A 14,191-nucleotide genomic window follows, 5' to 3' on the forward strand; every position below is an offset into this window, starting at 1 on the left:
TCAGTTCAGGCGCTTGTCCCTGGGGTTCACGCCGTAAACGGCGCCCCAGGGTTTGTAGACGCTCTTAAGGGTGTCCTTGCTGACGACCTTCCCGCCAGCCTTGACGGTGCGGGTGATGACGCTGGTCATGCCCTGCATGGGCGTGTCGAGCAGGCGGCGGCCGCCGGGGGCGACGCGGTCGTCCGGGGTGTAGCTGGGGTCGGCGGGGGCCTTGAAGTCGGTGATGACGGGCTTGCTGATGTTGACGGTGCGGCCGGTGTTCGCGCCGAACACGTCGAAGCGCAGGGTCTTGGCGCGGGTGTCCCAGGCGGCCTGGATGAACAGGTGCTTGCCGGTGTCGTTCTTCATGCGCAGGTTCTTGCTGGGGGCGTACACGGTGGCCTCGAAGCCGACGGGGTCGTAGTACTTCACGCGGTGGCTGTGCTCGTGCCGCTCGGTGATGGGCAGGCCCGCCTGGTACAGCGCGCGGAAGATGGTGGTGCTGACCTGGCAGATGCCGCCGCCGTCCTCCTTGCTCAGGGTCCCGCCACTGATCACGAAGCCCTTCACGAAGCCGGTGCTGGCGTCGATCTGGCCGATCTCCTCGTTGAAGTTGAATTCGTGGCCGGGCGCGATGAAGAAGTTGTCGAGTTTGCTGGCGCCGACGAGGATGTTCTTCTCGCGGAAGTCGGGGCTGCCCGCGTAGTTGCTCGTGCCGGTCGCGACATGCCACAGGACTCCCCGCTGGGCCAGGAGTTTCACGCTGCGGTCGGGGACGGCGCGCTTGACGACGACCTGCGCGGTGTCCTTGCCGCTCAGGATGGCTTTCAGGAGGTTGGCCTTGGTGGCGGCGCGGTCCAGGGTCCAGCCGGTCTGGTCGGTGGCGACCCAGCTGCCGTTCACGTTGCGGAACACGGCGGGTTTGGGCTTGCGGGCGTCGATGGTCTTCTCCATCCGGTCGAGGATGGGGGTGATGGTGGTGCTCAGCCGCTTCACCTTCTGGGTGGCCTTGACGCTGGTGGCGGGTACGGCCCAGGACTTCACGATGGGCGTGGTCTTCAGCTCTCCCTTGCGGATGGTGCTGACCTCGTCCTTCAGGATCAGTTTGAAGTCGGCGGCGTGCGCCGAGGCGACCAGGGCGAGGGTCAGGGTGGTCAGGAGACGCTTCACAGTTCTCAGCGTAGGCAGGGGCGACTGACGGCCCGTGAGCGGAGGTTGCGGGAACCCTGACCTGCCTTTACGGTGCGCTTAGGGAACCAGGGGGTCCAGCGCCGCGAGCCGCGCGCGCAGGGAGTCGGCGTCTGGCGCGACGAGGTTCACGTGCCCGACCTTGCGCCCGTGCCGGTGCGCCTTGTGGTACAGGTGCACGCGCGTGCCGGGCGTCGCGTCGATGGCGGCCCAGTCGGGTTCCAGGGCCTGCCCGTCCGGGCCGTCCACGCCGACGACGTTCAGCATGGCGGTGGGGTGCAGTGGCGCCCAGTCGCTCAGCGGGAGGCCCAGCACGGCGCGCACCTGCGCCTCGAACTGGCTGAGGCCGCCGCCGTCCTGCGTGAGGTGACCGCTGTTGTGCACGCGCGGCGCGACCTCGTTCACCAGGAGGTCCCCGCCGGGCAGCTGGAAGAACTCCAGGGTGATCAGACCCTCCAGGCTCCAGGCATCCGCGACGGCGCGGGCCAGGTCACGGGCGCGGACCTCGGTGCCCTGCGGCACCTGCGCCGGGTACACGCTGGTCCGCAGGATGCCGTCCCGGTGGACGTTCTCCACGAGCGGCCCGAAGGCCACCTGCCCGGACGGCGTGCGCGCCACCGCGAGGCTCACCTCGCGCTCGAAGGGCACGAAGCCCTCCAGCACGCACGGCACGCGGTTCAGGTCGGCCCAGGCGGCGCGCAGCTCGGCGTCGCTGCCCACGCGGGCCTGTCCCTTGCCGTCGTACCCGAGTTCACTGGTCTTCAGGATGCCCCGGCCCCCGACCCGCGCCAGCGCGCCGTCCAGGTCCCCCTCGGCCTCGATGATCTCGAAGGGCGCGGTGGTGGCCCCGGCCTCGCGCAGGGCCTGCTTCTCGCGGGCGCGGTGCTTGCTGCGCGCCAGCAGCGACCCCGCCGGGCGCACGGGGACGCGGCCCTCCAGCGCGGCCAGCGCCTCGACGGGAATGTTCTCGAATTCCAGCGTCACCGCGTCGCACGCGGCCAGCTCCTCCAGTCCGGCCGGGTCGGTGTACGGGGCGTGCAGGTGCCGGGCGCACAGGCGCGCGGGGGCGTGGGCGTCGGGTTCCAGCACGGTCACGCGCACGCCCAGCGGCAGCGCGGCCAGCGCGAGCATCTGCGCCAGCTGCCCGCCGCCCAGGATGCCCAGCGTCAATTCGCGGCCCAGCGTGGTGCCGGCAGTGGTGCCCAGTGTGGTCATGCCTCGCCCGCCTGCGGGTGCCCGTCGAAGAAGGGCTCATTCAGCACGCTCTGCGTCTGCGCGGCGCGGAAGGCGTCCAGGCGGGCGCGCACGGCCTCGTCGGTCGTGGCGAGCATCGCGGCGGCGAACAGCGCGGCGTTCTTCGCGCCCGCCGCGCCGATCGCGAAGGTCGCCACGGGCACCCCGGCGGGCATCTGCACGATGCTCAGCAGGCTGTCCTGCCCGCTCAGGGCGCGGGACTGCACGGGCACGCCCAGCACCGGCACGCGCGTGAACGCCGCCAGCATGCCCGGCAGGTGCGCCGCGCCGCCCGCCCCCGCGATGATGCACGTGAAGTTCAGCCGCTCGGCGCGCGCACCGTAGGTGGGCAGCAGCGCCGGGGTGCGGTGCGCGGACAGCACCCGCACCTCGTACGCCACGCCCAGGTCACGCAGGACGTCCAGCGCACCCTGCATGGTCTCGAAATCGCTGCGGCTGCCCATGACCACGCCCACACGGGGGGCGGCGTCGGTCACGGGGGTCGGGTCGGCGGCACTCGTCACGCCCCGCAGCTTACCGGGGACCCCTGCCACGCCGGGCGGGGCCGTCCAGAAAAGCGGCGCGGCCCAGGCATGGACCCGGGCCGCGCTGGCAGGACCGGCTTCAGCTCTCTTCGCTGCTGTCGCGGTTCTGGTGGTCGCGTCCGTCATCCGCGCCACTGCCGGGTTCGATCAGTGCGTCGGGGCGCACGGCGGCGATCACGCCACTGCCCGTCCCGGTGACCAGTGCGGGCACCACCGGGGCCTCCTCGGCGCGGCGCGCCTCGCCTGTGGCGGGGCTGTTGACGACGTTGCCGCTCTCCTGCTGGATCTCCTCGACGCTCTTGCCCAGGGGCGCGTCCCCGTACCTGTTGTCGGTCATGCCTCCAGTCTGGGCCGCGCGGGCACGCGCCGGGGTGAGAGGTGCGGGGCGCGTCCCTTCACGTTGGCAGACGCGGTTTCTCCGGCCCGGGCGGCGCCCGCTATGCTGTGGCGCAGTGAGGCGCGCCGGACGTTCCGGGCGCCGAGGAAGGAGCCGATCATGACCCACCCCAGTGACCGCGCCGCGCAGACCCTGCGTGACCTTGGATTGACCGACGCCCCCCTGAGTGCCCTGGAACGCGAGGACGCGCTGTTCGTCCTGACGCCCGAGACGCTGCTGTTCCAGGATGCGGGCGGCACGCGCCGCGTGACCCTGCGGGACCTGACCCGCATCCACAGCGATCAGGAGGGCACGCTGCGCGTCGAGACGCCCGCCGGGACGGCGCTGAGCGCCAGCCTGCTGGGCTTCGATCCGGGCGCGGTGCAGGCCTTCTTCGGCGGGGTGCGTGACGCGACCGCCCGCGCCAAGGAGCAGCCCGCCTCGCCGCTGCCGCAGGCGGGCGCCGCGAAGACCTTCGCCCCGGCGCCCACGCCCGCTCCAGTCCCCACGCCAGCACCAGTGCCCACGCCCGCCGCTGCTCCGGTCACGACACCTGCTGCTGTTCCCACGACTGCGCCTGTTCCCACAGCGGCGCCCACTCCGGCACTGGACCCCGCACCAGCCCCCACGTTCGTAACCGCCCCGGCCCCGGCGCCCGCCCCGCTGGCGCCCGCGCCCGCCGTGTCGGAGCCTGCGCCCAGCGCGGCGCACGAGCGTCCGGCGGCCACGCCGGTCGTGATCTCCTCGTCGGCGTTCTCACCCAACCGGCCCGAACCGAAGGGGCCGGACCTGACGAAGACTCCCGAACCCCGCCCGGTCCCCAGTTCGCCCGTCCCGGCGGCTGCGGCGACCCCGGCGCTGCGCGGTTCGGCGGGCGCGGCGGCGGCCCTGGCGCGGCAGGCGGACCTCGCCTCTGGCCTGCCGGGTCGCCTGCGGGTGCTGGGCGTGGTGCTGTTCCTGGGCGCGGTGGCGCTGGCGTTCTTCCAGTTCACGGGCGGCGAGCGGTACGCGGGCCTGTGGACGCTGCTGGCGGGCGGCGTGGGCACGATCGCGCTGGTGAGCCTCGCGGAGATCGCGCGCCTGCTGGTGAGCCTCGCGCACGCGGTGGGTGACGGGTCCGGAGTGATGGACGTTGACTGACGTGCCGGGGACCGTGCAGGACGCCCGTGACCTGCTGATCCGCGCGGTGGGGATTCCCTCGCTGTCCGGGCAGGAGGGCGAGGTCGCGGCGTTCCTGCGGGACTGGATGGCCGCGCGTGGCTTCGAGGCCCGCGTGGACGAGGCCGGGAACGCGGTGGGTGAGCGGGGGCGCGGGCCGCTGACGGTGGCGCTGCTGGGCCACATGGACACCGTGCCGGGCGAGATTCCGGTGCGGGTGGACGAATCGGGCGTGCTGCACGGGCGCGGCAGCGTGGACGCCAAGGGGCCGCTGTGCGCGTTCATGGCGGCCGTGGCGACCCTGCCGGGCGAGGCGCTGGCGGCCGCGCGCTTCGTGGTGATCGGCGCGACCGAGGAGGAGGCGCCCAGCAGCCGGGGCGCGCGGCACATCCGCACCGTGATGCAGCCGGACGTGGTCCTGATCGGCGAGCCGAGCGCCTGGGAAGGCCTGACCCTGGGGTACAAGGGGCGGCTGGTCGTGAAAGCGCAGGCGGTCAAGGAGAACTTCCACACCGCCGGGGACGGCAGCAGCGCCGGGGACGACCTGACCGAGGCGTGGTTCCGCGTGCGCGCCTGGGCGGCGGGGGCCGGGGAGCCGGGCGGCGTGTTCGGCGGCGTGCAGGCCACCATTCAGGACCTGGGGGCGGGCACGGACGGGCTGCACCAGCGGGCGTGGGGCACCTTCGGGCTGCGCCTGCCGGTCAGCGTCTCGCCCGCGCAGGCGGAAGCCGCGATCCGCGCGGCGCTGGCCGACCTGGCGGGCCTGGAGCTGACCTTCGTGGGGCACGAGACGGCGGTGCGGCACCCGAAGGACAACGCGCTGACGCGGGCGTTCCGCGTGGCGATCCGCGAGCAGGGCGGGAGTCCGGTGTTCAAGGTGAAGACCGGCACGAGCGACATGAACGTGGTCGCCGCCCACTGGCCCGTCCCGACCCTGGCGTACGGCCCGGGCGACAGCGCGCTGGATCACACGCCCGAGGAGCGGCTGGACCTGGCCGAGTTCGACCGCGCGGTGGCGGTCCTGCGCGGCGCGCTGACGCGGCTGGCGCTGGGCGCGGCCAAGGCGGATTAAAGAGACCTTCATGCGGGCCACCCGGCGCGGCCCGCATGATCGGGGGCAATGACCCCTCTGCCCTGCCTGCCCCGCCCGTCCCGCCCGCGGGGGCGCTGACGTGGACCCCGTCACGCTCATCCTGATCCTGTTCGTGGTGGCGCTGGTGCTGTTCGCCACCGAGTGGCTGCCAGTGGACGTCACGGCGCTGGGGCTGCTCTCGGCGCTGCTGCTGTTCGGCCTGCTGAAGCCCCGGGAGGCCTTCGCGGGCTTCGGCAGCGACACGGTGCTGACGCTGGCGTCGCTGTTCATCCTGACGCGGGTGCTGCTGCGCGCCGGAGTGATCGAGTGGATCGGCGCGGCGCTGGCCCGCCGCTCGCGCAGCGCGACGGGGACGCTGCGGGCGCTGCTGGGGACCGTGGCGGGCGTCAGCGCCTTCACGAGCAACACCGCCACGACCGCCGTGTTCCTGCCGGTCGTGGCGGGCATGGCGCGCCGCGCGGGCATTCCCGCCAGTCGCGCGCTGATGCCACTGGCGTTCGCGAGCATCCTGGGCGGCACGATCACCCTGATCGGCACGAGCACGAACCTCGTCGTGTCGGGGGCGCTGCCCGCGACAGGGCAGAAACCGCTGGGGTTCTTCGAACTGGCCTGGGTGGGCGTCCCGGTGGCGATCGTGGGGCTGGCATACCTGTTCTTCGTCGCGCCGCGCCTGCTGCCCGCGCGGGACGCGCAGCTGGAGGACTCGCTGCGCGCGTACCTCGCGGACCTGACGGTTGCGCCCGGCAGCGCACTGGAGGGCGTCACCCTGCGCGAGAGCGGCCTGGGCCGCGACCACGGCCTGACCGTCGTGGCGGTCCGCCGGGGCGAGGACACCGTGTACGCCCCGCCCGCCGGGTTCCGGCTGCTGGAGGGCGACACCCTGACCGTCGAGGGTCCCACCGAGCGCATCCTGGCCGGGAAGAACACGCTGGGCATCGTCAGCAAGAGCGAGCAGAAACTCCAGACCGGCGGGGACGTGCGGCTGGTCGAGGTGGTCGTCATGCCCGGCTCGCCTCTGCTGGGCCGCACCCTGCGCGAGGCGCGGTTCCGCGAACGCTACGGCGCGTCCGTACTGGCGCTGCACCGCCGCGCCCGGCAGGTCGAGCGGCTGGGCCGCCTGCGGGTGCAGGTCGGGGACGTACTGCTCGTGCAGGGCGGCGCCGAACGCATCGACGCGCTGGGCGACCATCTGGTCGTGCTGGGCGACCTGACCGAACGCCAGAGCGACCTCAAGCGCGCCCCGCTGGCCGTGCTGCTGTTCGCGGGCGCCGTGCTGCTGGGCGGCCTGGGCATCGTGCCGCTGGGCGTGGCGGTCGTCGTGGCCGTCGCGCTGAGTCTCGCGCTGCGCCTGATCACCCCGAGGAGGCGTACGGCGCGGTCGAGTGGCCGGTCATCGTGCTGGTGGCCTGCATGCTGGCCTTCGGCGCGGCGTTCGAGGCGACCGGCGCCGCGAAGGTCCTGACCGGCGCGCTGTCTGGCGTGCTGGAACCCCTCGGGCCGTACGGGCTGCTCGCGGCGCTGTTCGTGGTGACGGTCGCCCTGACGCAACCCATGAGCAACCAGGCGGCGGCGCTCGTCATGCTGCCCCTCGCCATCGGCACTGCCAAGGCGCTGGGGTACGACCCCCGGCCGTTCATCATCGGGATCACGGTCGCGGCCAGCAACTCCTTCATCACGCCGCTGGAGCCGTCCTGCATGCTCGTGTACGGCCCGGGCCGCTACACGTTCCTGGATTTCGTGCGGGTCGGCGCGGGCCTGACCCTGCTGACCTTCGTGGTGTCGCTGCTGATCATCCCGCGCATCTGGCCGTTCTAGGACAAGTGAATGCCAGCGGGGCACCACCTCGGTTCAGAGGGGTGCCCCGCGGTTCAGCTGGAATCGCTCAGATGAACAGTGGCGCGTCGGGATCGTCGGGCAGCGGGCGGTCCTTGCGGGCCAGCAGCGCGGCGGCGGTGCCAATCCCGATGATCGCGCCCAGGGCAATCACGATCAGCGCCCAGGTCAGCGCGTGCGACGTCTCAGGATTGCGGTCTGAAGCCATGCGCGCAGGATACCAGCCTGCCACGCACGCGGTCCTTACACCGCGTTCAGGGTTCCGCGTGAGCGGACGGACCTCCGCTGGCAGGCGCGGGCAGAATGGCCGGTGCTCACGCGGGAAGGGACTGTTCCGCCACCTGAAGAAAGCGGTCCCGTTGCCGTCCCCCGAACTGGGTCTCGTCCCATTCGGCCGCCGCGAGGGCGCGCAGCAGGGTGTAGAACGCCACCAGCGTGTTCTGCTGCTCATCCAGAGTCGAGTATCCGGCCAGCACGCCTGGCAGCGTGGCGGGCTCGTGCAGGGCGATCACGGCGAGATCCATCAGTCCGTCACCCGAGCGGAGGTCCTCCACGTCGATCAGCGCGACCTGCCCGTCGGCTGTCACCAGCAGGTGCTCGGGCTTTCCGTCGAACAGGATGACCTGTCGCCCCCGTGAAGCCAGCAGCGGCTCGACGGTCCGCCACCAGCGGCTCAGCCGTCCGGCGGCGTCCGGCGGGGCCCGCCCGGTGCCCAGCCAGTACGTCAGGGCGTGCCGCAGCCAGCCGAGCATCCAGGCGTCCCAGGTCTGCTGCTGCGGTGGGGGCCGCTCGCCGGGCACGGCATGCAGCCGGGCAAGCAGCGCACCTGCAGCCTGCTGGGCCGCCAGGGGACTCTCACCCGTCAGGGGCAGCCCGTCCACCCACGGCAGCAGCAGCCATTCCCAGCCGTCCGTGCCACGGGCCACGGGCGCCGCCACGGGAAAGCCGCGCGCCCGCAGGAACGTCCGCGCGGCCACCTCGCGAGTCAGGCCATCTCCGGCCTCCTCCAGTTTGAGGACGAACCGGCCTTTGGGTGTGGTCACCTGGATCACCAGTCGGTCAAGTCGCGACACCAGGACCCGGTAACCGTGAAGGGGCGTCGCCAGGACCACTCCGGCCAGTCGCGCGGCGGTGTGGACGTTCATACCCAGTTGTATCCGGCGTGAGGTCCGGGGCGCATTGGCCTATCAGCTCCCCTCTCACCTTCGCCCTTCAATTCAAGTCGGAGTCCGTCTCAGTCGTCCCCGGCCGGTTTGTCGAGCTGGCGGGGCAGGCGCGTCCAGAGGAGCATCACGGCGACCGATCCCAGGGCGGCCAGGGTGATCAGGCCCGCGCGGGGGCCGAGGATCCAGTCGCGGCTGATCAGGGTGCTGGCGATCAGGGCGCCGGGGGGGCCCATGCCGACGAGCACGAAGGAGTACAGGCTCATGACGCGGCCGCGCAGCGCGTCGGGGATGGTGAGTTGCACGGTGCTGTTGGCGCTGACGAGCAGGCTGAGCATGCCGAAGCCGCACGCGGCGAGCACCGGGAAGGCCAGGGTGGGGCCGGGGGTGAGGGCCAGCAGGACGGCACTGGCGATCAGGATGAGCGCGCCGAGGCGCAGGTTCCGCAGCGGGTTGGGGCGGCTGGCCTGCCAGAGTGCTCCGGCCATGGCGCCGATGCCGAACGCGGCGGACAGCGCACCGAAGGTCGCCTCGCGCGCGCCGAACACCACGCGGGCGTAGTAGGGGATGATCACGTTGAAATTGATGATGGTGAGGCTGAGCGCCCCGACGAGCAGCATGACGTTGCGCACGGCGGGCGTGGCGCGCACGTAGCGCAGGCCTTCTTTCACGTCGCCGAGCATGCTGCCGCGCGGCCCGAAGTCGCGGGCCGGGAAGGGCAGCGTGGCGATCACGTACAGCACCACGAAGAACGACGCGACGTTCAGGTAGAACGGCAGCGCCAGTCGTGAGATGTTCTCGGCGTTCCCGCCGGCGAGCAGCGTGACGCCCAGCGCGGCGACCACGCCGAACAGCGCCTGCCCCAGGGTGCGGCTGACGTTGAACGACAGGCTGTTCAGCGCGACGGCGTTCGGGACGTCGCTGCGGGGCACGAAGTCCACGACCATGCTCTGGCGGGCGGGCATGTCGAAGGCGTTCGCGGTGCCGCTGACGAACGCGATCAGCATGACGAGCGGCAGGGTGACGACGCCCAGGTGCGTGGTGACGGCCAGCGCGGTGGCGGTCGCCAGCAGGGTCAGTTGCGTGGCGAGCAGCACCCGGCGGCGCGGGACGCGGTCGATCACGGCCCCGGCGAACAGCGAGAGCAGCAGGCTGGGCATGAACTGCGCGACTGTCACCCAGCCCAGCGCGGCGCTGCTGCCGCCCGAGAGTTCCAGCACGAGGTACTGCTGCGCGGTGGCCTGCATCCACGAGCCGACCAGTGAGAGCAGCTGCGAGAACCAGTAGCGGCGGTAGTGGGGGTGTCGCAGGGCGCTGAAGGTGCGCGTGCCCCACGCCTGGGTGCGGGCGATCACCCGCCCACCATACGCCCGCTTGCCGTGGCGGCCCTGTGGGCGTTCCCACTGGCAGGACCGTGCCCGCGCCGGGGGACCGGTGGGGGTGGTGTTGCGGCGGCCGGGGGCGCGTGTTACGGTGCGCGGTGATCCACAGCTCCTTCACCGGCTTCTCACGCTGCTCTCCCGTTTCCTGATGCCCGTTTTCTGATGCCTGATTCCCGACTCCTGCCCCTGTGTCTGCTGCTCGGCGCGCTCCTCGTGGGCGGCGCGGACGCTCAGGCGGTCTTCACGGACGCCACCTCGGCGCCCGTGGGCGTGACCGGCGGCCTGGACACGGTCACGGTGCAGCCCGGCGACACGGCGTTCAGCCTCGCGCGGCGCGCGGGCCTGAGCGTCGCGGACCTGCTGGCCCTGAACGGCCTGAGCAGCGCGGACCTGCGGGTGGGGCAGGTGCTGCGCCTGCGGGTCCTGCCCGTCACGTACGCCGTGCAGCCCGGCGACACGCTGTACGCCCTGGCACGCCGCTTCGGCGTCAGCGTGGACGCCCTGCTGACCGCCAGCGCCCTCCCGGCAGGGACGGTGCTGAAGGTCGGGCAGGTCCTGACCCTCCCGGCGGGCACGGTCGTCACCCCGGCCGTGCAGGCGCAGTCTGCGCCCACCCGCACGCCGGTCGCGGTTCCGGCCGCGCCGGGCGCGTCTCCCTTCCAGCCGCTGACGCCCGCGCAGACCGCCCCGGTCCTCCAGCCGGTGGGACCGATGCCGCGCCCACCGTCCACGGGCACCCCCGCAGGTCCGCCCGTGACGGGCAGCCTCGCGCCCACGCTGGTGACCCCCACGCTGCCGGTGAGCGCCCAGACGCCACTGACGGGCGACTGGCGAACCGCCGCGCTGAGCCTGCTGAACACCCCGTACGTGTTCGGCGGGGCGAACCGCACCGGGACGGACTGCAGTGGGCTGGTGCTGCAGGTGTTCACGCCGCTGGGCGTGACGCTGCCCCGCACGAGCGCCGAGCAGGCCCGAGCGGGGCAGTCGGTCGCGCCGGGGGCGCTGGAGGCGGGCGACCTGGTGTTCTTCGACACGGAAGGTTCGGGGCGCGTGTCGCACGTCGGGATCTACTTGGGTGAGGACCAGTTCATCAGCGCGAACTCGTACCAGGGGCGCGTGACGGTGGACCGCCTGCGCGCGGACCGGTACTGGGGGCCGCGTTTCGTGGGGGCGCGGCGCGTGCTGGGCGTGACCGCGCTGGCCTCCGGCCGCTGAGCGGCGCTCCTTTCCGCGATGTGGCGCGGCCCCACCGCAACGACATCGGTGGGGCCGTGGCGCCGTGGTTCAGCCCTCGTCGGCGACGGAGTCGTGGTCGAGGATGGAGCGGTACTGTTCGAGGTTCTCGCCCTCGCCGAGTTCACGCGCGATCTTCTCGATGGCGAGACGCACGACCTCGCTCTTGCTGATCAGGCGTTCGGGGCTGGACAGTTCGTAGGCGGTGCGGGTCAGCAGGGCGTCCTGCTCGTCGCTGATCACCACCTGGAGCCGTTTGCGTTCCTTCTTGGGCATGCCTCTCCTGAAACGGGGCCGCGCCGCGCCGCAGAGGCGCCGGGCTGGCCGGGGTCCGTGCGGGCAGCCTACCACGCGCCTTGCACGTCAACAACATGAGCTGGATGTGGTGGTTTGGTCTCAGGTCAGCTCATCCGCACGTGACGAAGGGCCTGTATGGTCAGTGTGGACGGCCGTTGAGCAAGATGTGTAACATGCACCCATGCCGCGCGCTGTCCGGCACACTCCACTGACCCCCACGGCGCGCCCTGCGCGGCCCGCCTGCTGAAAGGAACCCGATGCACCTGACCCCACTGCATGTCCAGGGCGGCCGCCCCCTCAGCGGCCAGATCACCGTTCAGGGCAGCAAGAACGCCGCTCTGCCCGTCATCGTCGCCACCCTGCTGACCCGCGAGAAGGTCACGCTGCACGGCATCCCCCGCCTGAGCGACGTCCGCACCATCCTCGACCTGATGGCGCACCTGGGCACCCAGCACGCCTGGGTGGGCGAGAACAGCCTGGAACTGCACACCCCGGAGATCCTGAACACCGACGCGCCCTACGCGCTGGTCAGCAAGATGCGCGCCAGCTTCATCGTCATGGGCGCCATCCTGGCCCGCACCGGGCAGGCCACCGTGTCCATGCCCGGCGGCTGCGCCTGGGGGCCCCGCCCGGTCGACCAGCACGTCAAGGCCCTGCGCGCCCTGGGCGTGGACGTCACCGAGGACAACGGCAACTTCAGCGCCCAGCGCAGCGGCAGCCTGAACGGGCAGTTCATCTTCGAACTGCTGACCGTGGGCGGCACGCACAACGCCATCCTGGCCGCCACGCTCGGCGACGGCGTGGTCACGCTGGAGAACGCCAGCATCGACACGGACGTCGTGGAACTCATCGAGTTCCTGAACCACCTGGGCGCCGACATCCAGGGCGCGGGCACGCACACCCTGACCATCCGGGGCGTCGCGGCGCTGCGCGGCGGGGAGTACCGCGTCATTCCCGACCGCATCGAGGCCGGGACGTTCATGCTGCTGGCCGCCGCGACCCGCAGCCGCTTCACCGTGAACAACGTCCGCACCGACCACCTGCGCGCCGTGATCGGCAAACTGCACGAGATCGGCGTGGACGTCACCGAGGACGGCCTGAGCGTCACCGTGGACGCCACGGACCGCGAGCTGAAGCCCGTGAACATCACCACCCAGAGCTACCCGGGCTTCCCCACCGACCTGCAACCCCAGATGAGCGCGCTGCTCGCCACGATTCCCGGCACCAGCGTCGTGCAGGACCCCGTGTACCCCGACCGCCTGACGCACGTCGCGGAACTGCACCGCATGGGCGCCACCATCACCGTCAGCGGGTACACGCAGATCATCCAGGGCGGCGCGCTGCGTTCCGCGCCCGTGAAGGCCGCCGACCTGCGCGCCGGCGCGGCGCTGTTCATCGCGGGCCTCACCTGCGACGGCGACACCGTCATCGACGGCGTGCAGTACCTCAACCGCGGCTACGAACGCCTCGCCGAACGCCTCCAGGGCCTCGGGGCGAACGTCACCCAGCGCGAGACGGAACTCGTCCCCGCCGCCGACTGAGTCTCGACGGAGAACGCCGCCTCAGGTCAGCCGGGGCGGCGTTCTCCGTTGATGGTCGATGGTCGATGGTCGATGGTCAACAGCGTGTGCGCGGCGGACCCGGCCAAGTCAAGCCGACCCACTCCCCACTCCCCACAACCCACTCCCCCCCTTCACATCACGCTGTCACTCTCGCGCAGGAGCAGGGGCGCGTTGAACGCGGCGGGGCGCCAGTGGGTCTGGGCGTGGATGGCCTGCGGGGGGCAGGAGTGCAGGCAGGCCATGCAGCCGGTGCAGGCGCTGAGGTTCAGCAGGAGGTGCACGCCGCCGTCGGGTTGCAGGTCGCGGGTGATGGCGTCGGTCGGGCAGACGTTCGCGCAGACGGGGCAGTCGATGCAGGTGTCGTCCACGAGCGGCGCGGGCCAGGGGATGGCGGCGTCGTCGGGCGGGGTGGGTTTGAGGCTGCGGGCGCGCCACGTCCATTCCTGGGGGGTGCGGTCCTCGGGGACGCTCCAGTCCACGAACGGGAGGGGGCTCTCGGGGATGCTCTGTGCGAGGTGCTGTTTGCCCGCGCGGAACAGCGCGCCGAACGCGCCGCGCCGCGAGACGGTCAGGGAGCGGCTGGCGTCCTCGGGCGTGGCGGGGCGGATGGTGACCTGCGCGGGCTTGCCAGTGGGGGCGCGCAGGGCCTGGGCGGTGTCGAGCACGCGGGCCAGCCTCTCGGGGACGTCGGGCGCGCCGACGGGGCACTCGGCGCAGTCCCCGTGGATGAGAGTCAGGGGTGCGCCCCACGCGCCCGCCGCCGAGAGCAGCGCGGGCGTGACGCGGCCCAGGCACGGCAGGCTGGGGCCGCCCGCGCCGCTGCGGGCGCAGGTGAGGCTGGCGTCCGGCGCGGCGCGGCTGGCCGCGTCCTGCTGGTCGCGCACGCTCTGCAGGGCCGGTTCGAGGTTGTATTCCAGGGCGCCGCTGGGGCAGACCTGCACGCACAGGCCGCAGCCGGTGCAGAGGTCCGGGTCGATCTGGATGCTGCTGCCAAGCATGCCGAGGCTGATGGCGTCGTGCGGGCAGGTGGTGTGGCAGGCGTCGCAGCCGCCCACCGCCTGCCGTTCGAGGAGGCAGCGGGGGGCGGTGAAGCGCGGCACGTGGTTCCCGGCGTCGTCCAGCCGGGCGAGGACACCCTGAAGCATGCGT

The 14,191-nt window shown here is 72.3% G+C and carries 13 protein-coding genes and 1 pseudogene; 5 read left to right on the forward strand and 9 right to left on the reverse strand.

Annotation, left to right across the window (positions count from 1 at the left end; genetic code table 11):
- From EXW95_RS08460 to EXW95_RS08475, 4 genes are all read right to left on the reverse strand, one after another.
- Positions 1–1,149: a VanW family protein gene (locus tag EXW95_RS08460; RefSeq protein ID WP_174367073.1), complete on the reverse strand. Its 1,149-nt coding sequence runs from the start codon at positions 1,147–1,149 to the stop codon at positions 1–3.
- Between the two features lie 78 nt (positions 1,150–1,227).
- Positions 1,228–2,382, reverse strand: a complete 1,155-nt coding sequence (purK, locus tag EXW95_RS08465) for a 5-(carboxyamino)imidazole ribonucleotide synthase (RefSeq protein WP_174367074.1) — start codon at positions 2,380–2,382, stop codon at positions 1,228–1,230.
- Entirely contained in the window at positions 2,379–2,876 is a 498-nt protein-coding gene (gene purE, locus EXW95_RS08470; RefSeq protein WP_371810178.1) for a 5-(carboxyamino)imidazole ribonucleotide mutase, read from the reverse strand. Before purE ends, purK begins: the two co-directional genes overlap by 4 nt.
- Before the next feature lie 148 nt (positions 2,877–3,024).
- Entirely contained in the window at positions 3,025–3,282 is a 258-nt protein-coding gene (locus EXW95_RS08475; protein WP_174367075.1) for a hypothetical protein, read from the reverse strand.
- A 159-nt stretch (positions 3,283–3,441) separates the two neighbouring features.
- On the opposite strand from EXW95_RS08475, the gene EXW95_RS08480 reads away from it, so the two are divergent.
- From EXW95_RS08480 to EXW95_RS08490, 3 genes and pseudogenes are all read left to right on the forward strand, one after another.
- A complete protein-coding gene (locus EXW95_RS08480; protein WP_174367076.1) occupies positions 3,442–4,461 on the forward strand; it encodes a hypothetical protein in 1,020 nt (339 codons plus the stop codon).
- Positions 4,454–5,551 (forward strand): [LysW]-lysine hydrolase, encoded by a 1,098-nt coding sequence (locus EXW95_RS08485; protein ID WP_174367077.1) that lies wholly within the window; start codon positions 4,454–4,456, stop codon positions 5,549–5,551. The genes EXW95_RS08480 and EXW95_RS08485 overlap by 8 nt, the downstream gene beginning before the upstream one ends.
- 100 nt (positions 5,552–5,651) lie before the next feature.
- Positions 5,652–7,387: pseudogene (locus EXW95_RS08490) on the forward strand (SLC13 family permease).
- Positions 7,388–7,454: 67 nt separating this feature from the next.
- On the opposite strand, the gene EXW95_RS08495 reads toward EXW95_RS08490, so the two are convergent.
- From EXW95_RS08495 to EXW95_RS08505, 3 genes are all read right to left on the reverse strand, one after another.
- Positions 7,455–7,613: a hypothetical protein gene (locus EXW95_RS08495; protein ID WP_174367078.1), complete on the reverse strand. Its 159-nt coding sequence runs from the start codon at positions 7,611–7,613 to the stop codon at positions 7,455–7,457.
- Positions 7,614–7,719: 106 nt separating this feature from the next.
- Positions 7,720–8,550 carry an aminoglycoside phosphotransferase family protein gene (locus EXW95_RS08500; RefSeq protein ID WP_174367079.1) on the reverse strand — a complete coding sequence of 277 codons (831 nt, stop codon included), beginning with the start codon at positions 8,548–8,550 and terminating at the stop codon, positions 7,720–7,722.
- 89 nt (positions 8,551–8,639) lie between these two features.
- Positions 8,640–9,923, reverse strand: coding sequence for an MFS transporter (locus EXW95_RS08505; protein ID WP_174367080.1), 1,284 nt, complete (start codon positions 9,921–9,923; stop codon positions 8,640–8,642).
- 189 nt (positions 9,924–10,112) lie between these two features.
- On the opposite strand from EXW95_RS08505, the gene EXW95_RS08510 reads away from it, so the two are divergent.
- Positions 10,113–11,165: a C40 family peptidase gene (locus EXW95_RS08510; RefSeq protein WP_174367081.1), complete on the forward strand. Its 1,053-nt coding sequence runs from the start codon at positions 10,113–10,115 to the stop codon at positions 11,163–11,165.
- A gap of 69 nt (positions 11,166–11,234) precedes the next feature.
- On the opposite strand, the gene EXW95_RS08515 is transcribed toward EXW95_RS08510, so the two are convergent.
- On the reverse strand, positions 11,235–11,459 hold the full coding sequence (locus EXW95_RS08515; RefSeq protein WP_174367082.1) for a transcriptional regulator: 225 nt from the start codon (positions 11,457–11,459) through the stop codon (positions 11,235–11,237).
- A 278-nt stretch (positions 11,460–11,737) separates the two neighbouring features.
- On the opposite strand from EXW95_RS08515, the gene murA reads away from it, so the two are divergent.
- Entirely contained in the window at positions 11,738–13,021 is a 1,284-nt protein-coding gene (murA, locus tag EXW95_RS08520; protein ID WP_174367083.1) for a UDP-N-acetylglucosamine 1-carboxyvinyltransferase, read from the forward strand.
- A 152-nt stretch (positions 13,022–13,173) separates the two neighbouring features.
- Here murA and EXW95_RS08525 read toward each other — a convergent pair whose 3' ends face one another.
- On the reverse strand, positions 13,174–14,187 hold the full coding sequence (locus EXW95_RS08525; RefSeq protein ID WP_174367084.1) for a 4Fe-4S dicluster domain-containing protein: 1,014 nt from the start codon (positions 14,185–14,187) through the stop codon (positions 13,174–13,176).
- Between the last annotated feature and the right edge of the window lie 4 nt (positions 14,188–14,191).

The sequence above is a fragment of the Deinococcus sp. JMULE3 genome, from assembly GCF_013337115.1.
GTDB lineage: Bacteria > Deinococcota > Deinococci > Deinococcales > Deinococcaceae > Deinococcus.